The 24614-nt window shown below is 48.4% G+C and carries 17 protein-coding genes, 1 tRNA gene and 6 pseudogenes; 9 read left to right on the forward strand and 15 right to left on the reverse strand.

Features of this window, described 5'->3' with window-relative positions:
* Positions 1-118: 118 nt before the first annotated feature.
* Positions 119-1465 (reverse strand): serine--tRNA ligase, encoded by a 1347-nt coding sequence (gene serS / locus CGZ65_RS09625; RefSeq protein WP_096295657.1) that lies wholly within the window; start codon positions 1463-1465, stop codon positions 119-121.
* 181 nt (positions 1466-1646) lie between these two features.
* A tRNA-Glu gene (locus CGZ65_RS09630) sits at positions 1647-1722 on the reverse strand.
* A 151-nt stretch (positions 1723-1873) separates the two neighbouring features.
* Between CGZ65_RS09630 and CGZ65_RS09635 the strand changes: the two genes are divergently transcribed.
* Genes CGZ65_RS09635 through dcd form a run of 3 tightly spaced genes read left to right on the forward strand, consistent with a single transcriptional unit; the run spans position 1874 to position 3876 of the window.
* On the forward strand, positions 1874-2773 hold the full coding sequence (locus CGZ65_RS09635) for a recombination-associated protein RdgC (RefSeq protein ID WP_096295658.1): 900 nt from the start codon (positions 1874-1876) through the stop codon (positions 2771-2773).
* A gap of 50 nt (positions 2774-2823) precedes the next feature.
* Positions 2824-3249, forward strand: a complete 426-nt coding sequence (locus CGZ65_RS09640) for a hypothetical protein (protein ID WP_096295659.1) — start codon at positions 2824-2826, stop codon at positions 3247-3249.
* 60 nt (positions 3250-3309) lie between these two features.
* Positions 3310-3876 (forward strand): dCTP deaminase, encoded by a 567-nt coding sequence (gene dcd / locus CGZ65_RS09645; protein ID WP_095502485.1) that lies wholly within the window; start codon positions 3310-3312, stop codon positions 3874-3876.
* A gap of 197 nt (positions 3877-4073) precedes the next feature.
* Here the strand turns inward: dcd and CGZ65_RS09650 are convergent, their stop codons facing one another.
* Positions 4074-4742 (reverse strand): murein hydrolase activator EnvC family protein, encoded by a 669-nt coding sequence (locus CGZ65_RS09650; RefSeq protein WP_096295660.1) that lies wholly within the window; start codon positions 4740-4742, stop codon positions 4074-4076.
* Positions 4743-5082: 340 nt separating this feature from the next.
* On the opposite strand from CGZ65_RS09650, the pseudogene CGZ65_RS09655 reads away from it, so the two are divergent.
* From CGZ65_RS09655 to accD, 3 pseudogenes are all read left to right on the forward strand, one after another.
* Positions 5083-5579 (forward strand): annotated as a pseudogene (locus tag CGZ65_RS09655) (FxsA family protein).
* Between the two features lie 148 nt (positions 5580-5727).
* A pseudogene (gene trpA / locus CGZ65_RS09660) lies at positions 5728-6512 on the forward strand (tryptophan synthase subunit alpha).
* Between the two features lie 58 nt (positions 6513-6570).
* Positions 6571-7443, forward strand: a pseudogene (gene accD / locus CGZ65_RS09665) (acetyl-CoA carboxylase, carboxyltransferase subunit beta).
* An 83-nt stretch (positions 7444-7526) separates the two neighbouring features.
* Here the strand turns inward: accD and CGZ65_RS09670 are convergent.
* The 5 genes and pseudogenes from CGZ65_RS09670 to nirK all read right to left on the reverse strand — a co-directional run bounded on the left by CGZ65_RS09670 (position 7527) and on the right by nirK (position 11454).
* Complete coding sequence (locus CGZ65_RS09670; protein WP_096295661.1) at positions 7527-8060, reverse strand: glutathione peroxidase; 534 nt, start codon at positions 8058-8060, stop codon at positions 7527-7529.
* 121 nt (positions 8061-8181) lie between these two features.
* The gene (gene rpsO, locus CGZ65_RS09675) at positions 8182-8451 is read right to left on the reverse strand and encodes a 30S ribosomal protein S15 (RefSeq protein ID WP_095503573.1); all 270 of its coding nucleotides are present in this window, start codon (positions 8449-8451) and stop codon (positions 8182-8184) included.
* A gap of 225 nt (positions 8452-8676) precedes the next feature.
* Entirely contained in the window at positions 8677-9435 is a 759-nt protein-coding gene (locus CGZ65_RS09680) for a formylglycine-generating enzyme family protein (RefSeq protein ID WP_096295662.1), read from the reverse strand.
* Positions 9436-9564: 129 nt separating this feature from the next.
* Positions 9565-10158 (reverse strand): c-type cytochrome, encoded by a 594-nt coding sequence (locus CGZ65_RS09685; protein ID WP_096295663.1) that lies wholly within the window; start codon positions 10156-10158, stop codon positions 9565-9567.
* A gap of 118 nt (positions 10159-10276) precedes the next feature.
* Positions 10277-11454: pseudogene (nirK, locus tag CGZ65_RS09690) on the reverse strand (copper-containing nitrite reductase).
* A 375-nt stretch (positions 11455-11829) separates the two neighbouring features.
* Here nirK and CGZ65_RS09695 point away from each other — a divergent pair.
* Positions 11830-14085 (forward strand): nitric-oxide reductase large subunit, encoded by a 2256-nt coding sequence (locus CGZ65_RS09695; RefSeq protein ID WP_096295664.1) that lies wholly within the window; start codon positions 11830-11832, stop codon positions 14083-14085.
* A gap of 183 nt (positions 14086-14268) precedes the next feature.
* Positions 14269-15168 (forward strand): 50S ribosomal protein L3 N(5)-glutamine methyltransferase, encoded by a 900-nt coding sequence (gene prmB, locus CGZ65_RS09700; RefSeq protein WP_096295665.1) that lies wholly within the window; start codon positions 14269-14271, stop codon positions 15166-15168.
* 122 nt (positions 15169-15290) lie between these two features.
* Here the strand turns inward: prmB and CGZ65_RS12935 are convergent, their stop codons facing one another.
* The 3 genes from CGZ65_RS12935 to ppsA form a co-directional block, all read right to left on the reverse strand.
* The gene (locus tag CGZ65_RS12935) at positions 15291-15458 is read right to left on the reverse strand and encodes a hypothetical protein (RefSeq protein WP_157742767.1); all 168 of its coding nucleotides are present in this window, start codon (positions 15456-15458) and stop codon (positions 15291-15293) included.
* 659 nt (positions 15459-16117) lie between these two features.
* A complete protein-coding gene (locus CGZ65_RS09705) occupies positions 16118-16855 on the reverse strand; it encodes a toxin-antitoxin system YwqK family antitoxin (protein WP_096296164.1) in 738 nt (245 codons plus the stop codon).
* A 345-nt stretch (positions 16856-17200) separates the two neighbouring features.
* The gene (gene ppsA / locus CGZ65_RS09710; protein WP_096295666.1) at positions 17201-19588 is read right to left on the reverse strand and encodes a phosphoenolpyruvate synthase; all 2388 of its coding nucleotides are present in this window, start codon (positions 19586-19588) and stop codon (positions 17201-17203) included.
* Between the two features lie 433 nt (positions 19589-20021).
* Between ppsA and ppsR the strand changes: the two genes are divergently transcribed.
* On the forward strand, positions 20022-20843 hold the full coding sequence (ppsR, locus tag CGZ65_RS09715; RefSeq protein WP_096295667.1) for a posphoenolpyruvate synthetase regulatory kinase/phosphorylase PpsR: 822 nt from the start codon (positions 20022-20024) through the stop codon (positions 20841-20843).
* A 68-nt stretch (positions 20844-20911) separates the two neighbouring features.
* Here the strand turns inward: ppsR and CGZ65_RS09720 are convergent, their stop codons facing one another.
* The 4 genes and pseudogenes from CGZ65_RS09720 to yjgA form a co-directional block, all read right to left on the reverse strand.
* Entirely contained in the window at positions 20912-21340 is a 429-nt protein-coding gene (locus tag CGZ65_RS09720; protein WP_096295668.1) for a hypothetical protein, read from the reverse strand.
* Positions 21341-21426: 86 nt separating this feature from the next.
* Positions 21427-23126 (reverse strand): annotated as a pseudogene (gene recJ / locus CGZ65_RS09725) (single-stranded-DNA-specific exonuclease RecJ).
* A gap of 117 nt (positions 23127-23243) precedes the next feature.
* Positions 23244-23956, reverse strand: a pseudogene (locus CGZ65_RS09730) (hypothetical protein).
* Between the two features lie 80 nt (positions 23957-24036).
* Complete coding sequence (gene yjgA / locus CGZ65_RS09735) at positions 24037-24576, reverse strand: ribosome biogenesis factor YjgA (RefSeq protein ID WP_096296165.1); 540 nt, start codon at positions 24574-24576, stop codon at positions 24037-24039.
* Positions 24577-24614: the final 38 nt, after the last annotated feature.

The raw sequence follows: 24614 nt of genomic DNA on the forward strand, positions 1-24614 counted from the left end.
CATAATCGCCGTCATTCCCGCGCAGGCGGGAATCCATTTTTAAACATGACAAGCTATTGAATAAAATAGGTTTCTTAAATTCCAAGATAGATTCCCGCCTGCGCGGGAATGGCGGCATTTAGGGTTTTATTGGTAGTTCTTGAGGTTTTGCAAAGGTTTCGGCCTTTATTTTTTTCACTTCCAACTTAGCCACACCGCCCATATACGGCTTCAAGGCGGCAGGAATGTTGATGCTGCCGTCGGCGTTTTGATGGTTTTCCAAAACAGCAACCAAAGTGCGGCCAACTGCCAAACCTGAACCGTTTAACGTATGCACCAAGCGGTTTTTGCCGTTTTCGTCTTTGAAACGCGCTTTCATACGGCGCGCTTGGAAATCTTCGCAGTTGGAGCAGCTGGAAATCTCGCGGTAGGTATTTTGCGCCGGCACCCACACTTCCAAATCATACGTTTTGGTCGCACCAAAGCCCATGTCGCCGGTGCACAAGGTAATCACGCGGTAAGGCAGTTCTAAAGCCTTCAAGATATTCTCCGCATGGCCGACCATCTCTTCCAAAGCTTGGTAAGAATCTTCCGGGCGCACGATTTGCACCATTTCCACTTTGTCAAACTGGTGCTGGCGAATCAAACCACGCACGTCTTTGCCATACGCACCCGCTTCCGAACGGAAACACGGCGAATGCGCGGTCAGCTTCAGCGGCAATTCGCTTTCAGCCACGATGCTGTCGGCCACGGTATTCGTGAGCGTCACTTCCGCCGTCGGAATCAGGTATTGCGTTTTCTTGCCCTCATCGCCGCCACGGGTCACATGGAACAAATCTTCGGCAAATTTCGGCAACTGACCCGTGCCCTGCAAGGTTACGTCATCAACGATATACGGCGTGTAATGCTCGGTGTAGCCGTGTTGCAGCGTGTGCGTGTCCAACATAAATTGCGCCAATGCACGGTGCAAACGCGCGATTTGGGCTTTCATCACGGTAAAACGCGCACCCGACAAACGCGCGCCGCCTTCAAAATCCAAGCCGAGCGGTTCGCCCAAATCAACATGGTCTTTAATCTCAAAATCAAATTCGCGTGGCGTGCCTACTTTACGCACTTCTACGTTTTCAGTTTCGTCTTTACCCGCAGGCACACTCTCATGCGGCAGATTCGGGATGGTCAGCAACCAAGCGTCCAATTCCTGCTGCACTGCCTCCAAATCCTTGGCCGCCTGTTCCAAATCCACCTTAATTTGCGCCACCTGATCCATGGCCGCCTGAGCTTCATCATGTTTGCCCTGACCTTTGAGCGCACCGATTTGCTTGGAAATACTGTTGCGCGCCGCCTGCAATTCCTCAGCCTTAACCTGTACCGCCTTACGCTGCTCTTCCAAAGCCTGAAAACGCGCCGTGTCAAATTCATAACCACGCGCCGCCAAACGGGCCGCCACCGCATGGGTGCCATTACGCAAAAGTTGGATGTCTAACATGAATCTCTCTCAATAACTAAAAATATGAATAGTGGTATTGTAAACCAAATCCGAAGTATTTTCAGCAGCCTGAAAACGGTGTGAAACGGAAAGGCTGCCTGAAAATCCTGGGCTTAACCAAACAAAAACCAAAGCCCTGCTGAAACCAGCAGGGCTTTACAGCAGGGCTTTAATCGAAATCTGGCACGCCCACGGGGATTCGAACCCCGGTTGCCGCCGTGAAAGGGCAGTGTCCTAGGCCTCTAGACGATGGGCGCGTAACCGAAGGCGAAACTATACCGAAGCCGTTTTATACTGTCAACATAACCGCACGATTATTTTCATCAGGCCATGTTTTTCAGACGGCCTTTATCCATTTTTTCGGCTAAAATCTGTATAATGAGAGCGTTTTAAGGAAAGGAAAATCAGATGTGGTTTAAGCAAATCAGTTTTTACCCTGTTAACAAGGAAAAACTGCCTGAATTGGAGGCTTTGGCGGCTAAGCTGGGCGAAACGGAATTTACCCATTGCCAAGGTTTGGATTGGTTCAGCGAGGGCTTTGCCGCACCGGTTTCTTTCTCGCCGGAACTGGTTTTTCCGGCCGATTACACTTGGCGCGTGGCTTTGAAAAAAGAAGAGAAAGTCTTGCCTGCGGGTGTGATCCGCGATATTTTGGACGGCAAGGTTTTGGAAATCCAAAACAACGAAGGCCGCAATGTCGGCCGCAAGGAAAAGCAGGAATTGAAAGACATCATCACCGATGACCTGCTGCCGCGCGCGTTTACCCGTTCCAGCCGCACGCAGGCGGTATTGGATACGCGGCATGGTTACTTGCTGGTGAACAATGCTTCTTCTGCCAAAGCGGAAAACCTGTTGACCAAATTGCGCGAAGCCTTGGGCGGCTTGGAAGCGGGCCTGCCGGATACCAAGCAATCGCCTTCTTCGCTGATGACTTCTTGGCTGCTCGACGGGCATTGCGAAGGCGGTTTCGAGTTGGACAGCGATTGCGAACTCAAAGGCGTGGGCGATGTGGTACCGACGGTAAAAATATCCAAGCAGGATTTGACTGCGGATGAAGTGGTGCAGCACGTGAAAAACGGTAAAACCGTAACCCAGTTGGGCTTGGTGTGGCGCGAGCAGATTGCGTTTATCCTGACGCAGGATTTCACGCTCAAGCGCATTCAGTATTTGGATGTGTTGCAGGAAGAAGCGGAAAACAACGGCGATGATGCCGCCAGCCTGACTTTTGCTTCGCAAATTCTGATGACCGAAGCGCTCAGCACCATGCTGGAAGAATTGGTTTCTTATTTAGGCGGCTGGCAAGAATAATTTCAGACGGCCTGATAAACAGGCCGTCTGAAACCATTAAGGAGTGGTTTATGTTGAAATATTTAGCGTTTTTGCCTTTGGGCTTGGCATTGTGGCAACCGGTGCGTGCGGCAGTCATCGACCCTTACCAAATCAAGGGCTGCCGTTATGAAGGCGAGGTGGACAAAGCCAACACGCCGCACGGCAAAGGCACATGGGCCTGCCAAGACGGCCGCAGCTATCAAGGCCGGTTCAAAAACGGCCGCTTCGACGGCAGAGGTATTTATACCGTCAATGTCAGCAAGCATTTATTTTTAGAACCGTTTTCCGTCAACAGTACCCGCCTGAATAAAATGGTTTTGACCGGCCGATTCAAACAAGGCTTTGCCGAAGGGAGGTTCCAAGTGACGCAAAACAATGAACCGCTGTTTGTCATCACGTTTGACAAAGGTGTGATGAAAGATGTCAAACTCGCCAATCGGCCTAAGAAAAAATAGTGTCCGGACGGCCTCATCAACAAGGCCGTCTGAAAACTATACCGCTTACAAGGAATCAGCATGAGCATTAAATCAGACAAATGGATTCGCCGCATGAGCGAAGAACACGGCATGATTGAGCCGTTTGAGCCGAACCAAATCAAGGAAATCAACGGCCAGCGCATTATTTCCTACGGAACATCGAGCTACGGCTACGACATCCGCTGCGCCAACGAATTCAAAATTTTCACCAACATCAACAGCACCATCGTCGACCCGAAAAATTTCGACCCGAAAAACTTCGTCACCGTCGAAGACGATTGCTGCATCATTCCGCCAAACTCATTCGCCCTAGCGCGTACGGTGGAATATTTCCGCATTCCGCGCAATGTGTTGACCGTGTGCTTGGGCAAATCGACTTACGCCCGTTGCGGCATTATTGTCAACGTGACCCCGTTTGAGCCGGAATGGGAAGGCTATGTCACGCTGGAATTTTCCAACACCACCCCGCTTCCGGCCAAAATCTATGCCGGCGAAGGCGTGGCGCAAGTGTTGTTCTTTGAGAGTGACGAAGTATGCGAAACATCTTACAAGGACCGCAACGGCAAATACATGGGCCAAACCGGCGTGACCTTGCCAAAAACTTGATCTGCACTCAAATACAGTCGTTTAAAATAGAAATAAGACAAGGCGACAGCGGCCGCTATGTACACTCGGTATATATCGATACATATCCGTACATAAGGGAGCTGGCGCTGATTAGTTTTATTTCAAACGACTATACCCATCCAAAAAGCCGTCTGAAAACTTAGTTTTCAGACGGCTTTTTGGATTTTTTTTAAAGCTTATCGTGGCAAATGCGTCATCGGGTCAACAGCTTTACCGTTAATCCGCACTTCAAAATGCAGCTTTACCTGACCGCTGTCGGTGCTGCCCATATTGCCGATAGGCTGACCCGCACTCACGTTTTGGTCTTTTTGCACCAAAATATTGTCGTTATGCGCATAGGCGGTGATGGTTGAAGTGTTGTGGCTGATTAAAATCAATTTGCCATAGCCGCGCACACCTTCACCGACGTAAATCACCTGACCGGCCGCAGCGGCTTTCACGGTTTGGCCGCGATAACCTGAAATATCGATGCCTTTGTTGGTGACGCCGTTATAACGCTGGATAATGCTGTTGCTGCCGTTATCCGCCGGCCATTGCAACTGCAGGCGGTTGACCGGCATAACCGAACGTGAAGCTGAAGGATTAGCGGCGGCATTACGGCGCACACGCAAAACTTGCCCGACTTCAATCTTGGAAGAATTAGGCAAATTGTTCCAAGCGGCCAAAGTTTGCACGTTTTGGCCGTAACGTTTGGCGATGCGGTATAAGGTATCGCCGGCTTGAACGCGGTAATAGCCTTCCGGCACCGGTTTGGTTTGATTGGAAGCGCAGGCGGTAAGCAGCGCCATCATGCCGGTAAACAAAATCGTTTTGCAGTGGGTTGAGATGATAATTTGTGTGTTCATAAGGCATAAGGATACCAAATCTGCCGTTTATCCGCCATGTGGGGATTAGCGGATAATGCCGGCATGACGTTTACCGGCATGTTTGCCCAAAATATTTGTAGGCCGTCTGAAATACCGTTCAGACGGCCTTTTCATAAAACAAGCCATTTCAAAAACCTAGGCAAACACAAAAAATTTAAACGCAATCATGCCTGCCTAAAGCTGAGTTTTTAACATTCTGTTTACTTACTTTTACTGCTACATAAGCTTACTCGTTTTCACATTTTGCTACCTTGAAAGGCAGCGCAAACACCTTTATGTTAATATCTCAAACTAACGCTACAATCCATAAGGAACAACCATGCAATTTTTAGGTATCGGCTTTTTGGTACTGATCTTTTTAGAAATCATGTCGATTGTTTGGGTTGCCGATTGGCTCGGCGGCGGCCTGACATTTTTGCTGATGATTGCCAACTTTGCACTCGGCGTTTTCATGTTACGCCGCACCGGTATGTCGGCGTATTATTGGCAGGAGCGACCATGCGCAGCGGCAAAGACATTTCCATGTATCAGCTTTTGTGGCCGATTCGTTTTGCATTGGCCGGTTTGCTGCTGATGAGCCCGGGCTTTGCGTCTATGCTTGTTGCACTGATTTTGTTGCTGCCGATTAAGGGCAAACCGATTGCCGATATGAGCGTGCATACCGCCACTTTCGATCCCAACCGCGCACAAAATCCGTTTACCCAACAATCAACCCAGCCAAGAGACGACGACATCATCGATGCCGAATACACCACCGTCACCCGCGTTGATCCGCGCAGTAAAAACAAAGATTTTATCGAACACAAACCCGATTAATCTGCCCCATCCCAAACAGGCCGTCTGAAAATGAATAATTTTTTCAGACGGCCTGTCTATTTACAAGGCGGCAATGTTATACTTAGGCGGTTATTGATTTGCATTCAGGCGCTGCGTTTGGGCGCCTGAGCTTGAACACGAGAACAAGATGAGCAGAATCCAGCAAACCTTTGCCGATTTAAACGGTGCCAAAGCCCTGATTCCCTATATTACCGCCGGCGACCCCGATACAGATACCACGCTTGCGCTGATGCACAGCTTGGTGGAAAACGGCGCCGATATTTTAGAATTGGGCGTGCCTTTCTCCGACCCGATGGCCGATGGCCCAACCATTCAACGCGCCGCCGAACGCGCTTTGAAAAACCATGTTTCGCTGAAAGATGTATTGAACGTGGTGCGCCGTTTCCGTGAACAAAACAGCCGCACGCCGGTGGTCTTGATGGGTTATCTCAACCCGGTTCACAAAATGGGCTATGAAACCTTTGCCCAAGCGGCCGCCGAAGCCGGTGTGGATGGCGTGTTAACCGTGGACTCGCCGGTTGAAACCATCAATCCGCTGCAAAAAGCGCTGGAATCACGCGACATCGACTGCATTTTCCTGGTTGCCCCAACCACCACCGAAGCACGCATTCAAACCATCGCCAAGTTGGCCGGCGGCTTCGTGTATTACGTTTCCTTAAAAGGCGTCACCGGTGCGGCCAGCTTGGATACTGATGAAGTTTCGCGTAAAATAGAGCTTTTGCGTAAATATATCGATATCCCTATTGGCGTCGGCTTTGGTATCAACAATGCGAGAGCGCCCGCAAAATCGGTGCCGTTGCCGATGCCGTCATTGTCGGCAGCCGCATCGTCAAAGAAATCGAAGACAACACAGGCCTCGAAGCGGAAGCGGTCGGCCTGTTGGTGAAAGAACTGAAAGACGCCATCCGTTAAGCCGGACAATCTGCCTGAATATGACAAGGCCGTCTGAAACATTCCTTAGGAGTCATCCATGAGTTGGTTAGATAAAATCCTGCCACCCAAGATTAAACGCGACGGTGCCGAAAGTGCATCTTCTACCGTGCCGGAAGGCTTGTGGCACAAATGCCCTTCTTGCTCCGCAACTATTTACTCTTCTGAGCTGAAACAAAACGATATGGTCTGCACCAAGTGCAACTACCACAATCCTTTGTCTGCCCGCGAACGCTTAAACCTGCTGTTGGATGAAAACGGCCGTGAAGAAATCGGCGCACATGTCAAACCAACCGATGCGCTGAAATTTAAAGACAGCAAAAATACCCTGACCGCCTGAGCGCCGCGAAAAAACAAACCGGCGAAGACGATGCCATGGTGGTTATGAAAGGCACCATGAACGGCTTGCCGGTGGTGATTGCCACCTTTGAATTCCGCTTTATCGGCGGCTCGATGGGGTCGGTTGTGGTGAACGCTTTGTCCAAGGCGTGCGCCGCGCCGTGGCTGACAATTGCCCATTTATCTGTGTGTCCGCTTCGGGCGGCGCGCGTATGCAGGAAGGCGTCAACTCATTGATGCAAATGACCAAAACCAGCGCCGCACTTCATTTGCTGACTGAAAAAGCCTACCGTTTATTTCCGTATTGACCGACCCGACCATGGGCGGCGTATCGGCCAGTTTTGCCTTCTTGGGCGATGTGGTTTTGGCCGAGCCGAACGCCTTAATCGGCTTTGCCGGCCCACGCGTGATTGAACAAACCGTGCGTGAAACCTTACCGGAGGGCTTCCAACGCGCTGAATTCTTGCTGGAAAAAGGTGCGATTGACCAAATCGTTGACCGCCGCGACATGAAACAACGCCTCTGCGATTTGATTACGTTATTGACTCATCGCGGTAAAATCACCGCCGCTTAATTGGTTGCCATCATAAAAGGCCGTCTGAAAACCATGAAAATAATCAAATGGTTTTCAGACGGCCTTTATACTGTATGAATCAACTACAGCAAAGCGCGGATATCTTGTTCGATTTCAGACGGCTTCACGCTCGGAGCAAACCGTGCCACAACTTCACCATTGCGGTTTACCAAAAATTTTGTGAAATTCCATTTAATGTCGCTGCCTTCACGCTTCTCACCGATCGAAGCCAGCTTCAGCAGTAAATCTTTGAATACATGATTGCCCTTGTCTTCCGTTTTTTCAGATTTGAGATAGACATATAAAGGCGCGGCATTTTCGCCATTGACATCAATCTTATCGAAAATCTTAAATTTCGTGCCGAACTTCATTTGGCAAACTTGGGCAATTTCGCTGCTGCTTTCCGGCGCCTGTTCGCGGAATTGGTTGCATGGAAAATCTAAAATTTCCAAGCCTTGTTCGGCATATTGCGCATAGAGCTGCTGCAATTCTTCATATTGCGGTGTCAAACCGCAACGGGTGGCAGTATTCACAATCAACAATACTTTGCCTTTGTAATCACTCAAACTCACTTCCTGACCTTGGGTGTCTTTCACCACGAAATCGTACACTTTCATCTTACACTCCTTGATTGATATGGCTTCACTATAAGGCCGTCTGAAAAGAAACACAAGTTTCAGACGGCCTCCATAATAAAAAAACACCGCTTTAAAAGCGGTGTTTTCAAATGCATAAAGATTATTTACGCAGACCCAAACGAGTAATTACGTTACGGTAAGTTTCAGGTTTGGTACGACGCAAGTAAGTCAACAGGCGACGACGCGCGCTCACCATTTTCAACAAACCGCGACGGCTGTGGTGGTCTTTAGGGTTGGCTTTGAAATGAGGAGTCAAGTCGTTGATGCGGAAAGTCAACAATGCAACTTGTACTTCAGAAGAGCCGGTATCGCCTTCTTTACGTTGGAAATCTTTAACGATTTGCGCTTTTTGTTCTACGGTCAATGCCATGATGGAATACTCCAAAAATAAAAGAACCTTTAAGGTTCGGACAAGTTTGCCAAGCCGAAACTGATGCAAACTCCTGATATCTTTTTCAAAGATGGCTGAATTATGCCATATTTCGGATAATGTTGCACGTTCTAATTGCAACTTTGCTGCTTTAGCGACAAAAAAGTGGCGATGCCTTACGACATCGCCCAAGCTGCTTTGGTGATATAAAACGCCAAAAAACCTTTATTTCGCTGACGCGGCGCAGCGGAAACCTAAATTATGCAAACCGTATTTGGATTGCAGGCTGGTGCGGATACCGAAGCGCAAGAATGCGGCATAGTTGGTCGGATCGGTCGAGCCCAAAGAGGCTCCGCTACAGAACATGGAGCTGTCTGCCGAACCGGAATTCAACAGACTGCTGTTGAAATCTTCCGTCCATTCCCAAATCAGGCCGTGCATATCGTGCAAGCCATAATAATTGGGTTTCCCCATACCGACATTACGCAAGCCGTTGCGACCGCCATCGGCATACCAATCTAAGATAGTGCGGTTGTAGCTTTCTTCGCTGGAGCCGTTTTTCTGGGTGGCCGATGCCAAGCCCGCCAATTCCCATTCATCGATGGTCGGCAGGCGTTTGCCTTGTGCGGTACAGTAGGCATTAGCGGCAAACCATGATACATTGGTTACAGGATGTTTCATTTCATTGGGTTTAGGTGCGTAGGTATTGCTGCCGGTTTGGTTCCAATGTTTCAAATAAGTCGGCTCAACTTGTTTTTTATTGGCCCTGCCTTTTTGCCATTGCGGATGCTTTTTCACAAATTCGGCAAATTCGGCATTGGTAACCGGATATTTGTCGATTTTGAATGATTTGACATGAATCATCGGAGTATCTTTTTTCAGATACAGCGGACGATAGCTGCCCGCTTCAATGGTGGCCATTTCAACCACCATTGCGTTGCCACAGATCAATAAGTTCATAACAAATAGTGAAATGGTTTTCATGATGTGTGCCCTTATGATTATGACGCAAATTTATTTTTCAGACGGTATATTTGTAATCAGACCGCCTGAAAAATAAACCTAAGGTGTGACAGGCCGTCTGAAAAAATTTCAGACGGCCTGAAACTGAGTTTATTTATTTTTGATTTCAGCGACTTCGGCAGCAGATACTTGACCGCCGTTATTACCGAAGCTATTCAAAACATAGGTCACCACATTGGCAATGTCTTGATCGCTCAAAGGCACGGCAGGCATCACGCCGTTGTAGTCTTTGCCGTTCACTTTAATCGCACCGTTCACGCCTTTGGTAACAGCATGAACCAATTTGGTATTGTCTTTGGCAAAGTAATCCGATTTTTCCAATGGTGGGAATGTACCTTCTACGCCCTTACCTTCGGCACCGTGACATGCCATACAATTGGAATCATAAACAGCCTTACCCAACTTGATCTGCTCGTCTTGCGACAATTCGGCTGCGGTGGCAGGCGCAGGTTCGGCTTCGGCGGCCAATGCTGGTTCAGCAGCGGGCGCAGGGACTCCGACGGATGCCGGTGCTTCAGCGGCAGACTGCCCGGCAGGATCGGCTTCAGCAGATTCAGGGATTTCGGCTACAGGCGAGGTTTCTGCCAGCTTTTCGGCAGCAGGTTCAGAACCGGAACAGGCTGCCAATACGAATACGGATGTCAATAAGGCTGCGATGGTTCGGCATTTCATGATGGTATTCATGGTATTCCTTTTGCGTTAACACGCTGTATTGTTATATTTTTATGTAATAAACCACCGTTATCCTAGTTTGAGCCAAGATAACAGTGGCTTTTTTTATTACTTTACTGCTTTCAGTATATTAGTAAGCATTTTTCGATGCAGAAGCTTCGGCCGCTGGAGCAGAAGCTGTAGCGGCTACAGATGCATCAGCAGGTTTGTACTCAGTATCACTCATTTTTTTGGTCATTATTTCCGGGTTTTCTTCACCCTCTACTTTCAATTGGCCCAACGCACCTTTGTTGAATGCACGGAAGATAGAGTGGTCAACCAAAGTGTAGCTTCCCGGATATCCACTTTAAATTCTACGATTGCGGAACCACCGGCAGGAACGATGGTGCTTTGTACGTTTTCGTTAATCAGCTTACCGCCTTCAACATATACTTTGTCGAAGATTTCGCCGATTACGTGGAATGAAGACACCAAGTTAGGACCGCCGTTACCTACGTACATACGCACGGTTTCACCAGCTTTGGCTTTCAATGCATTGTCACCGGCAATCGCGCCAACGTGACCATTGAATACCACGTATTCAGGTTGTTCTTTAACTGCTTTGTCCATATCGAAGGCTTGCAGACCTTGGGCGCCATATTTGCCTTTGGTGTAGAAGTCACCTTGAACAATGTAGAACTCTTTATCTACTTTTGGCAAACCTTCTTTAGGCTCAACCAAAATCAAACCATACATACCGTTGGCGATGTGCATGCCCACAGGGGCAACCGCACAGTGGTAAATGTACAGACCGGCTTGCAATGCTTTGAAGCTAAAGGTTGAAGTGCGGCCGGGTGCGGTAAAGGTCGCTTCAGCACCGCCACCTTGGCCAGTTGCTGCGTGGAAGTCGACGTTATGCGGTACAGTAGAAGAAGGATGGTTGGAAAATTCCACTTCTACCGTATCGCCTTCGCGCACACGAATCATTTGACCAGGAACGTCGCCGTTGAATGTCCAGTAGCGGTAATCCACACCGTCAGCCATTTTCATGGTTTTTTCTACGGTTTCCATTTTCACACGGACTTTAGCAGGATGATCGCGATCGATTGCAGGTGGTACTTCAGGTGCATGAGTCACGATTGCATCAATTACCGGCAGTTCACCAGCAGGAGTTTCGGCAGCAGCAGATTGCTCAGCAGTTGAAGCGGCAGGTGCAGAAGCTTCAGCAGTGGCAGCCGGTTGTTCGGCCGGTTTTTCCGCTGCTTGCTGACCGCAAGCAGCCAAAGCGAATACAGAAGCAATAATTGCAGCTAAGGCTTGGCGTTTCATAGTGATTTCCTTTTTTTGAAGAAATGTTAATTGGCTTGTTGTTTGAGCTCATTATGTAGCTTTATGAATTTACGTATCTTGACTTAAATCAATTAATTCATAAAATATGTATTTTTTTAATCAAAATTTCATGTTCAGTTGCTACTTTTTTGCACTTAAGCCATGAATATTAAGACCTAATTTTCGATAGTTTCTTCCTAGACATTTCCTGAAAAACTACCTAAAACACTTTATATTTAACTTATATCAAGATTTTAATGATAAATAAGCATAGAAAACGTTTTACTAAAATACAAATCATGCTACAATCTTTAACATTCATATTTTATGAATTAAATAAGCCATTTACCATTTACCAAAACAAGGAGTACTAAAATGGGACAGTACAAGAAACTTTGGCTACTGCTGATTGCAGTGCTGACAGTCTGTTTCACCATTCTTGGTTATATGGGTAGCGAGATCTATAAAAAAGCACCTCCTTACCCTGAACAAGTCGTTACCAGTTCCGGCAAAGTGTTGATGACCAAAGATGACATTCTCGCCGGCCAATCCGCTTGGCAAACCACCGGCGGTATGGAAGTCGGTTCTGTATTGGGTCATGGTGCATACCAAGCGCCTGACTGGACTGCTGACTGGCTGCACCGTGAGCTTGTAGCATGGTTAGACTTGACTGCCCAAGCCGATTACGGCAAAAAATTCGATGAATTGACCGCTGAAGAGCAAGCTGTGTTGAAAACCCGTGTTCAAGATGAATACCGTGTTCAAAGCGCAATAAAAGAAGACGGTTCGGTAGTCATCAGCGATACGCGTGCAAAAGCCATCGAAACCATTCTGCCTTACTACCATGGCGTTTACGGCGACGATCCTGCCCTGCAAACTACCCGTGAACACTTTGCAATGAAAAACAACACATTGCCAAGTGAAGAAGCGCGTGAAAAATTGTTTAACTTCTTCTTCTGGACTGCATGGTCTTCTTCGACCAACCGTCCCGGCGAAGTCTTTACCTATACCAACAACTGGCCGCACGAGCCTTTGGTCAACAATGTGCCGACTACTGAAAACTATATGTGGTCGTTCACCAGTATCGTTCTGTTGCTGTTGGGTATCGGCTTGCTGATGTGGGGGTACTCGTTCCTGACCAAACATGAAGAAGTGGAAATCCCGACTGAAGATCCGGTAGCGAAAATTGCGCTGACCCCTTCTCAAAAAGCCTTGGGTAAATATGTATTCCTGACTGTTGCATTGTTCTGTGCACAAGTGTTATTAGGCGGTTTGACTGCGCACTATACCGTTGAAGGTCAAGGTTTCTATGGCATTGATAAAGCGTTGGGTATTGAAATTTCCGACTGGCTGCCTTACTCGCTGACCCGTACTTGGCACATCCAATCGGCAATTTTCTGGATTGCCACAGGCTTCCTGACTGCCGGTTTGTTCTTGGCACCAATCGTCAACGGTGGTAAAGACCCTAAATTCCAAGTAGCAGGCGTTAACTTCCTGTATATCGCCCTGTTTATCGTGGTAGTCGGTTCATACGCCGGTAACTTCTTCGCCTTGTCACACATCATGCCGCCTGAATTGAACTTCTGGTTCGGCCACCAAGGCTATGAATACTTAGATTTAGGCCGTTTCTGGCAGCTCTTGCTGATGGTCGGCTTGCTGTTGTGGCTGTTCCTGATGTTGCGTTGTACCGTAAATGCCTTCCGCGAAAAAGGCACCGACAAAAACTTGCTGGCGATTTTCGTAGCATCTATGGTTGGTGTGGGTGTGTTCTACGCACCGGGCTTGTTCTACGGTGAAAAATCTCCGATCGCCGTGATGGAATACTGGCGCTGGTGGGTGGTTCACTTGTGGGTAGAAGGCTTCTTTGAAGTATTTGCCACTGCCGCATTTTCGTTCATTTTCTACAACATGGGCTTCGTACGCCGCAGCACAGCCACTGCCTCTACTCTGGCCGCTGCCGCCATCTTCATGATGGGTGGTATCCCAGGTACCCTGCACCACTTGTACTTTACCGGTTCGACTTCTGCCTCTATGGCCATCGGCGCATGTTTCTCTGCATTGGAAGTAGTACCTTTAGTATTACTGGGTCGTGAAGCTTATGAACATTGGTCTTACCAAAACACTACCGAATGGGCAAAACGCCTGCGTTGGCCGCTGATGTGTTTCGTTGCCGTGGCATTCTGGAACATGATCGGTGCCGGTGTGTTCGGCTTCCTGATTAACCCGCCGATTTCATTGTTCTACATCCAAGGTCTGAACACTACTGCAGTTCACGCACACGCGGCTTTGTTCGGCGTATATGGCTTCTTGGCACTGGGCTTCGTATTACTGGTAGCCCGTTACATCAAACCTGAAGTGCAATTCGACGACAAATTGATGTCTTGGGGATTCTGGTTGCTCAACGGCGGTTTGGTCGGCATGATTGTCATCAGCCTGTTGCCGATTGGCGCCATCCAAGCTTGGGCTTCTGTATCACAGGGTTTGTGGTATGCCCGTAGCGAAGAATTCCTGCAAATGGAGCTCTTGGATACCTTGCGCTGGGTTCGTACAGCTGCTGACTTGGTGTTTATCGGCGGTGCGTTCTGTGTCGCCTGGCAAGCCACCAAAATGGTATTCAGTCGCAGCAAATAATGTTTGATTGCTGACTTTAAAGGCCGTCTGAAATATTTCAGACGGCCTTTTACATACTTACTTTCAGAAACCCTACCCATCACTTTACTCGTTAAACTCATTCCTTTGCGCAGAAACCGACAATTTTTCAGACGGCTTTTCTGCTATAATGCCCCCTATTCCAACCCTTCCGGCGACATCATCATGTTTACCCAAGCAGCCAAAGAGCTCTCTACCATCCGCGACGTTTTGCGCTTTGCCGTCAGCCGCTTTAACGATGCCGAGCTTTTCTTCGGCCACGGCTCCGACAATGCACACGACGAAGCTGCTTATCTGATTTTACACACGCTGAATTTACCGCTCGACACGCTGGATCCTTACCTCAATGCCAAGCTGTTACAAACCGAAAAAGAAGAAGTATTAGCACTCATCGAACGCCGCGTCACTGAGCGCCTGCCGGTTGCCTACCTGACCAATCAAGCATGGCAAGGGGATTTTGACTTTTACGTTGACGAACGCGTTATCGTGCCGCGTTCTTTTATCTATGAATTACTGGGCGACTCGCTCACCCCTTGGATTGAGTACCCCGAATTGGTCAATCGTGCACTCGATCTCTGCACCGGCAGCGCCTGCTTGGCCATTCAAATGGCCCATCATTACCCTGTCGCTGAAATTGATGCCGTCGATTTAAGCTTGGACGCACTCGAAGTCGCCGCCATCAATGTTGAAGAATACGGCTTAGAAGACCGAATCAGCCTGATTCACACTGACTTATTCGAAGGTTTGGAAGGCACATACGACTTAATCGTTTCCAATCCGCCATACGTTGATGCCGAATCCGTCGACACCCTGCCCGACGAATACCTGCACGAACCGGAATTAGCACTCGGCAGCGGCCAAGACGGCTTGGATGCCACCCGAGAAATTATTTTACAAGCCGCCAAATTCCTCAATCCGAAAGGCGTGTTACTGGTCGAAATCGGCCACAACCGCGATGCGCTTGAAGCCGCCTACCCTGAACTGCCATTTACCTGGCTCGAAACCAGCGGTGGGGACGGTTTCGTCTTCCTGCTGACCCGTGAACAACTGTTGGGCGAAGAATAAGGTTCAACATACAACAAGGCCGTCTGAAACGGTAAACTGTCCCCAACACTTGAACAAGTTAAGAATCCTCCCCAAACGGCCTTTTCAAGCTGGGTTTTGTAGCCGACAGAACTCAGCTTTTTTCAGTTTAAGCTCATCCGTTCATGATTGTAGTAGTCATGAATGTCATCATCTATGTCCTCTATCAGCCTGCCACCGATAGCATAACTTCTTGATAGAAGCTCTCCGTTTTCAGCGCTCCCAAGCAACTTTCCATCGGCGCATTTTCCCAACGTGTCTTTGCGCGACATGCTTTGCACCATTCCTTTCCCTGTCGGTGCAGCCTTTCTCTACCCTCATATCACGCCAGTCTTCAATCGGTTCCGCTTGTTTTTTCGTGATCAGGTTTGCCGGTGATAAATGGTTTTTTGGTTTGATCTTCACAGAGACAGTCTGCAGATGTTGAAGTGCGGTGATACCGCCTTGCCGATAGGTGGCTACCCAACGGCACAGGTGGGTGCGTGAGACGTTAAAGTGTCATGTGGTGCGCTGTTGGCTGTGTATTTTGGTGGTATGGAGTACGGCTCGGTATTTGAAGTCTAGTGTATATTTGAGCATAAGAAAACTGCACCTTTTAAAGTTGGCGGGAGTATCCAACTTTTGGGGGCAGTTCAAAAAATAGGCGGTAGGCGCTCTACCATATATTCATATTCAGCCGATCTTTGCTTATCCAGTTTAGCCGTATTTTGACCTTTGGCCCGATGGGTAAAACTGCCTGTTTGTTATTTCAAATTAATCAACAAATAGAGTGTATTTCTAAAAATTTGGCAAGCTTAGACAATTTTGCTGATATTTGGGCATTGTTAATAATAACTTAATGCTTTATTTCGTAATTAAATAGAATATGCCATTTTTTGATCTGAAAAAGATAGGATATTGCGTTAACTTACTTGATACAACCCTTACTTATTTATTCAATCTCAAACCCATCTTGATCCCACAGGGTCTTTTTCACCAATTGATCATTTTGATACACGGCTTCTGATTTTTTCGATCCGTCTTCATACCAATCCAACACAATCCCGTTACGGCGCCCGTTTCTAAACGACATCTCGGTCAACAACCGGCCAGACTCATCCCAACTGAGCATTTCCACCGGTTGATCGTTTACCATCCACATTTCAGTTTTCAAGTTGCCATCGGCATACCATTGTTTCCAATAGCCGTTGGCTTTATCGTTTTTAAACTGGATTTCGCTCTCTTTATTGCCGTTGCGGTAATAACGTGCGCCGACACCGTTGCTCAAACCGTTTAAATAAGGCATCACTGCTGATTTTTTACCATTCGGATACCAGTTGATCCATTCGCCATTAGGCTTGCCGTTACGGTAACTGCCAACCATTTTTTTCTGGCCGTTGAAATGCCATAAAGTCAATGTGCCATTTTCCAACACCGGCACAAACACTTTAATCTGACTGGTTTGCACCTGATAAGGCTCGGAATACTTTTTCATTGATGGATAATAGAAATCCTGCACCTGTGCCAAACCGGCGTTGACTTTATACTGACGTACATAAGCCACTGACGACATGGTCGCAGTAATTTTACCTTGCTGATTGAAATATACAGAATGAGTTTGCGCCCAGGCTGTCGTTGATACGACGCTCACCGTTACCGCCACCAAACCCATTGTCAAAATCCGGTTCATTTTCATTATCCATAGAAAGTTTGGCACTACTGCAACCAGCCTTCATTTATTTACATGCTTGACTATCATGCGATATTCAGAAATCAAGTATTGTTTTGCAATTTAACTATTATAAAACAAAGTATCTATATTTGTTAAATACAATATTTTTATTGTTGGTCAAGGCGATTTTGGATAAGTGCAAATAAATTCATTAAAATGATAATGGAATAACCTGATTTTTAAACCGATAAATCCAACATAAGCAAGGCCGTCTGAAATTGCAACCATTTAATCCAAGTCATAAAAAAACCGCCCTGTATTTACAGGACGGTTGATGGTTTAGGCCAATCTTTTCAGGCGGCCTTACTTATTCAATTCATTGGCCAAATACAACCAAGTTTCAATCACGGTATCCGGGTTCAAAGACACGCTTTCGATGCCTTCTTCAACCAACCATTTGGCGAAATCAGGATGATCTGACGGACCTTGGCCGCAAATACCGACGTATTTGTTTTGCTTGCGGCAGGCAGAAATCGCCAAGTGCAGCATCACTTTCACGGCAGGGTTGCGTTCATCGAAAGTGGTTGCAATCGGGCCGCCGCTGTCACGGTCCACACCCAAAGTTAATTGTGTCATGTCGTTAGAACCGATTGAGAAGCCGTCGAAGTATTGCAGGAATTGCTCGGCCAACAATGCGTTGCTTGGTACTTCGCACATCATGATCAAACGCAGACCGTTTTTACCGCGCTCTAAGCCGTTTTCTTTCAAAGCTTTAATTACGGCTTCGGCTTCGCTCAACGTGCGCACGAACGGAATCATGATTTCAACGTTGGTCAAACCCATCTCATCGCGAACGCGTTTCAGTGCTTTACATTCCAGCGCGAAACATTCGGCAAAATCTTCCGACACATAACGTGCGGCACCACGGAAGCCAAGCATTGGGTTTTCTTCGTGCGGCTCGTATTTTTCACCGCCGACCAAACCGGCATACTCGTTAGATTTGAAATCGGACATACGCACGATGGTTTTGCGTGGGTAAACCGAAGCAGCCAATGTGGCCACGCCTTCGGCGATTTTATCCACGTAGAAATCAACCGGAGAAGCGTAACCGACAATGCGGCGGCTGATTTCGGCTTTCAATTCGTCATCTTGGCTGTCAAATTCGAGCAAGGCTTGCGGGTGGATACCGATTTGTCGGTTAATGATGAATTCCATGCGCGCCAAACCAATTCCTTCGCTCGGCAGGCTGGAAAAGCTGAACGCCAATTCAGGATTGCCGACGTTCATCATCACTTTTACCGGCGCTTTCGGCATATTGTCCAACGCCACGTCGGTTACGTTCACATCCAGCAAACCGGCGTAAATCAAACCGGTGTCGCCTTCGGCACAAGATACGGTCACTTCTTGGCCTTCTTGCAGCAATTCGGTGGCATTACCGCAACCTACTACCGCAGGAATACCCAATTCGCGCGCAATAATCGCCGCGTGACAAGTACGGCCGCCACGGTTGGTCACAATCGCAGAAGCGCGTTTCATTACCGGTTCCCAATCCGGATCGGTCATGTCGGTAACCAATACGTCACCGGCTTCCACGCTTTCCATTTGCGAAGAATCTTTGACCAAGCGCACTTTGCCTTGACCGACTTTTTGGCCAATAGCGCGTCCTTCAGCCAATACTTGTTTGTCGCCGTTGATGGTGTAACGACGCAGGCTGCGGGTGCTGTCTTCTTGAGATTTAACGGTTTCCGGGCGGGCTTGCAGGATATACAGCTTACCATCGATACCGTCACGACCCCATTCGATATCCATCGGGCGGCCATAGTGTTTTTCAATGGTCAGTGCGTAGTGTGCCAACTCGGTTACTTCTTCATCGGTAATCGAAAAGCGGTTGCGATCCTCTTCCGGCACGTCGATGTTGGTCACAGATTTACCGGCTTCGGCTTTATCGGTAAAAATCATCTTGATTTGCTTAGAACCCATGGTCTTACGCAAAATCGCCGGTTTACCTTGTTTTAAAGTCGGTTTGAATACGTAGAACTCATCAGGATTCACCGCACCTTGTACGACGTTTTCACCCAAACCGTAAGACGAAGTCACGAATACCACTTGATCGTAACCTGATTCGGTATCGATACTGAACATTACGCCTGAAGCGCCGCTGTCTGAGCGCACCATGCGTTGAACACCGGCAGACAAGGCCACGATGTCGTGTTCAAACCCTTTGTGTACGCGGTAAGAAATGGCGCGGTCGTTGTAAAGTGAAGCAAATACATGGTGCATGGCTTCTTTTACATTTTCCAAACCATTGATATTCAGGAATGTTTCTTGCTGGCCGGCAAATGAAGCGTCTGGTAAGTCTTCTGCGGTTGCAGATGAACGAACGGCTACAGAGATATCCGCAGTGCCGGCATCGGCAACCATTTTGTTCCAAGCTTCTTCAATTTCGGCATTGAGCTGTTCAGGAAACGGTGTATCCAAAATCCATTGGCGGATTTCTTTGCCGACACGCGCCAGCTCGGCCACATCTTCAACATCCAACTCAGCCAATGCAGCAGAGATACGGTCACTCAAGCCCTCGTGTGCCAAGAAAGCACGGTATGCGTCGGCCGTGGTGGCGAAGCCGCCCGGTACGCGTACGCCTTTTTCAGTCAACTGACTGATCATTTCACCCAAAGAAGCATTTTTACCACCTACGCTTTCAACGTCGGTCATGCGTAAGTTTTCAAACCAAATCACATAGTTTGCTGCCATTTTTCATCCAATTCGTATTATGTTAAAAAAGAAATGAATCTGCCCGTTAATTCTAAGACATTCAAACTATTCCTGTCATGCATTTTATACTTCAAAAACGCTTCAGGCCGTCTGAAAAATTGCGGGTTACATCGATGTAGCGAAATGAAATCAATTTATCATAAACGAATCAAAATAGCTTATACCCTTGTAAAATATAGGGTTTAAAACAAATTAATGAAATTACGGCACCTCTGTTAATCATATAAATTGGCATAAAATTCCAAAAAAACAATTTTTTCCTACAAAAAATTGGTATTTTAACTTTATTTAATTTTGTTGTAATTCTTTGTAGCTTGGAACGATTTGCTTTATTGCGGCCATGTCTCTTGCTATTATCTTGCTATATATAATAAGTTTATATCTTGTACATTTATTCATTAGAGAGAAACGTATGCCCCAACCCCGCCATATCTTTTATATTTCCGACCGCACCGGCCTGACCGCCGAAAACATCGGCGAAGCGCTGCTCAACCAATTCGGCAATCTCGAATTCAAACGCTACACCTATCCTTTTATCAACACCGTTGAAAAAGCAAAGGAAGTGATTGCCAAAGTCAACGCCAATGCCGAAGCCAACGGCGAACGCCCGATTGCCTTTGTCAGTGTGGTGGATGATGAAATCCGCAACATGATTAAAACCGCTAATGCCTACCAAATCAATTTCTTTGAAACCTTCTTGGGTGCATTGGAAAAAGAGCTGAATGCCGAAGCCACTTTGGCCGCGCAAGGCCACCACAGTATCGGCAATACCCAACGCTACGATGCGCGTATGGAGGCGGTAAACTTTTCGCTCAATCACGACGATGGCGTCAGCGACAAAAACCTGCAGGAAGCCGATGTGATTTTGATGGGGGTATCGCGTTCGGGCAAAACACCGACCTGCCTTTATCTTGCGCTGCAATACGGTATCCGTGCCGCCAACTATCCGCTGATTCCCGATGATTTGGAATCCAGCGATTTACCGCGCATGGTCAAACCTTATAAAGACAAATTGTTCGGCCTGACTATTCAGCCCGAACGCCTGCAAGCCATCCGCCAAGAGCGCCGTCCGAATTCGACCTATGCACAACTCAACACTTGCCGCAGCGAAGTGGCCGATGCGCAAGCGATGTTTAAACGACACGGCATTCCTTATACCAATACCACCGATAAATCGGTAGAAGAATTGGCCGTGTACATCCTGCAAGCTTGTCAGTTGAAACGCCGTTTCTAATATATGCATCACAAAGGCCGTCTGAAACATCGTGTTTCAGACGGCCTTTTATGATGGAATCCAGCGTTCTATTTTCTCACCAAAAAATAAAGCCCGCTCAAGGTCAGCACAATCCCCACTATCTTCTGCCATGAAAACTGCTCGCCAAACAGCCAAATCGCCAACGGAATCAACAGCAAAGCCGCCATACCGTTCACCGCCACACCCGACCATTGCGCCGAGCCGCCAGATTGATAGGCCAACAAAAAACCCAACTCAATCAGCAAAATACCACCGGATACCAACCAAACGCGCCAATTCGCTGCCAGCGTGGCGGTATCGTTAAACGACACTTTGCCGAACCAAGGCAACAGCAGCAGACACAACACCAGCGCCGCGGCATAATACACCGACAACACACTCATCGGATTGGCTGCTACATCATGCAGGGATTTTTGTCCGGTGTGGTACAGCACATTACCTAAAGTGGCAACAAGTAAAAAGATGAGAAATTTCATGGTACGACTTAAGTTAAAATCCAAACAACATTCAGGCTGTCTGAAACCAACCCAATATTTCAGACGGCCTAAACCTTACATATTCTTTACGCCGCTTCCCAGTAATCAATATAAAGCTGCAATTCCACATGATTGCGCCATTCATTGGCTACGGGGCGATACACGGTGCGGATGTATTCGGGGATTTCTTCGCAGCATCGCCAAAACATTGCTTCAAACTCAAAGCCGTCTTTTTGCAGCCACACTTTTTTGTGCTTGCCCTCCGCACCCATCCATTGCTGGCGCACGACATGAAATTCATCGGTAAAACTCGGCGGCGCAAAACCCTGCCCCCACACATGACGGGCAAGGTTTTGTGCTTGTTCCAAGGTAATTTCGACCGCAGGCAGGCTGCCGTCGGTGATGAAGGTTTGCGACAAATCGTCTTCGCGCACCATATCGCGCACGGCTTGTTCGAAGGCCGTCTGAAACGCGGGGATATTGTGTTCCAAAATGCTCAAACCCGCTGCCATTGCGTGGCCGCCGAATTTTAAAATCAAATCGGGATGGCGTTTACTGACCAAATCCAGCGCATCGCGCAAGTGCAGGTTGGGAATGGACCGGCCCGAGCCGCGCACTTCACCGTTATCCGCCGGCGCAAACACAATGGTCGGTCGGTAAAAACGGTCTTTCAAGCGGCTGGCGACAATGCCGACCACGCCCTGATGATAGTCTTCGCGGTAAGCCACCAGCGTGGTTTGCCGGCTTGGCAAGGTTTCGGGGAACGAATCCAAAGCATCTTGCAGCATGGACTGCTCGATTTCGCGCCGCTCGATATTAAGGTTGTTCAACTGCGCCGCCAGCTCTTGAGCCTGTGCGTCATTGTCGGCCAGCAAACAGGCAATGCCGAGTGACATATCGTCCAAACGGCCGGCTGCATTGATGCGCGGCCCAGTGCAAAACCCATGTCAAACGGCTGCGCCTTACGCCAATCACGCCTCGCCACTTCAAACAATGCGCGGATACCCGGCCGCATCTTGCCCTGCCGCATACGTTTCAAACCTTGCGACACCAAAATGCGGTTGTTGTGGTCAAGCGAAACCACATCGGCCACCGTACCCAACGCCACCAAATCCAACAATTCCGCCAAATTAGGCTCTTGCAGGCCGTCTGAAAAATAGTGGCGGCGGCGCAATTCGGCACGCAAAGCCATCAACACATAAAAAATCACGCCCACACCGGCCAAGCTTTTGCTCTCGAAACCGCAACCGCGCTGGTTGGGATTGACAATAATGCAATCCGGCACCTGCTCGGCCGGCAGGTGGTGGTCGGTAACGACAACGTCCAGGCCCAATTCCTGTGCGCGCGCCACACCGGCCAAACTGGCAATGCCGTTGTCCACCGTCAGCAGCAGGTTTGTGCCCTTTTCTGCCGCAATTTCCGCCAGTTCGGGCGTGAGGCCGTAGCCGTGTTCGAAACGGTTGGGGACGAGAAAATCCACTACCGCACCCATTGCGCCCAAGCCTTTCATACCGACAGCGCAAGCCGTCGCACCGTCAGCATCGTAATCGGCCACAATCAGGATTTTTTCCTGTTTCTGCACCGCATCCGCCAGACGCGCCGCCGCCGCTTCGCATTGTACCAGCGACTGATACGGCAGCAATCCGTTAAGTCTGTCTTCCAATTCCTGCGGCGTCTGTACATCGCGCGCGGCGCACAGGCGCGCAATCAGCGGGTCGGCTCCTGCGTTAATCAAAGTATTGCAAACCGACTGGTTGACAGGGCGAATTTGGATTTTTACGGTCATTTCTGATTTTCTTAGATAGAATTCAAAAGATTTTCAGACGGCCTCATTAATAATGTAAGAGGCCGTCTGAAATATTACGGAACGGCAACATAACCGCATTCCGCTTCAAAAACAGTTTTACCGGTTCATCAGGGAAAACGGCGATACAACCACGGCCACCACCGCCAAAACAGCATCTCCGGCCAGCGTTATCGGCGTCCAGAAAAGATTGCTGATTAATTTTCCGGCATCGGTGGATTTATGCTTAACGGTATAGTTCACCGACACGGGGAACGGGGTTCCAAAGTGGTAATCGGCGCGGTAATTCGGCGGGGATTGGTAAAACTTCCCTGCCGCCGTATCGCAGCGCACATAATACGGCGTTTGGTCTTTGCCTTTCTCCGACGGCTTGCGCATTTCAAACGACAAGGCTTTCAGCTTGGCGATGTCGTCGGCTTTGGCCGTATCGTAACGCAGGCAGAAATCGGTCGTGAACTCATGGCTTTTTGCCGACTTGAGGGTAACAGGAAAACTTTCCAACGGTTTGTGGGCGTATCTGTCGACGATTTGGAAAGCCTTGTCCAGTTTTACGTTCAATATGCTCTGAATTTTGGCCGAATCTTTAGGGTTGACGACAAACCAGTTTTTCCGCCCCATCATCACCAAGCTGCCTTTTTCCAATTGGCTGTTGGCCTGTTGCACGACGCCGAACGCCTGAATCTCGTCTTGAGCCGCCTGGCGGGTCGTCGTCGTTTCACTGAACGGGTCGTTTTCCCCCCATAAAACATGGTACAACCGTTTAAAGTCATCGCCGCGCACACTGCAACAGCCATTGTTTTCATCAGCTTCATATTAACGCTCCTCGTTTAGGACAAACCGCTTTTTCAGACGGCCTTTAAGAGAAGGCCGTCTGAAACAAAACATTCCGCACTTATCCGTCAATGCTTTCCAAACCGCTGCCGCCTTCATACCTGCCCGTCTTACCCTCCATCACAGCCTTCACTTCCTGAAACAGCGCGCGGAAACTTTTCGGCGGTTTGTTTTGCTCCTGCTCTTTGCGCGTATTGCGGATTAAGGTGCGCAGCTTACCGGCATCGGCCTGCGGGTAATCGGCCATAAACGCGGTGAACGCCTCATCGTCGGCAATCAGGCGTTCACGGGCTTGCTCAACGCGTTGCAAAAAGGCATTGTGCGCCACATTGTCACCGCGCAGCTTGGCCAGATAACGTTCAATCGGCTCGGGATCGGTATCGCGCATCAGGCGGCCGATGTATTGCGCTTGGCGTTTAAGCGCGCTGTTGGACGTGATTTTTTTATAGCCTTGCACAGCTTCGTATAAATCTTCGTCCAAACCGATTTTCTTCAGCGTTTCGTTCGACAGCTTGGTCAACTCCATGCCCAAATCCTGCAGATGGCTCATCTGCTTTTTCATCTGGGTTTTGCTCACCCATTCTTCTTCGTTTTCAATCATCTCGTTATTCGATTCGGTAAAATTTTTCAATCGCTGAT

This window comes from Neisseria weixii, assembly GCF_002327085.1.
In the GTDB taxonomy this organism is placed as follows: Bacteria; Pseudomonadota; Gammaproteobacteria; order Burkholderiales; family Neisseriaceae; genus Neisseria; species Neisseria weixii.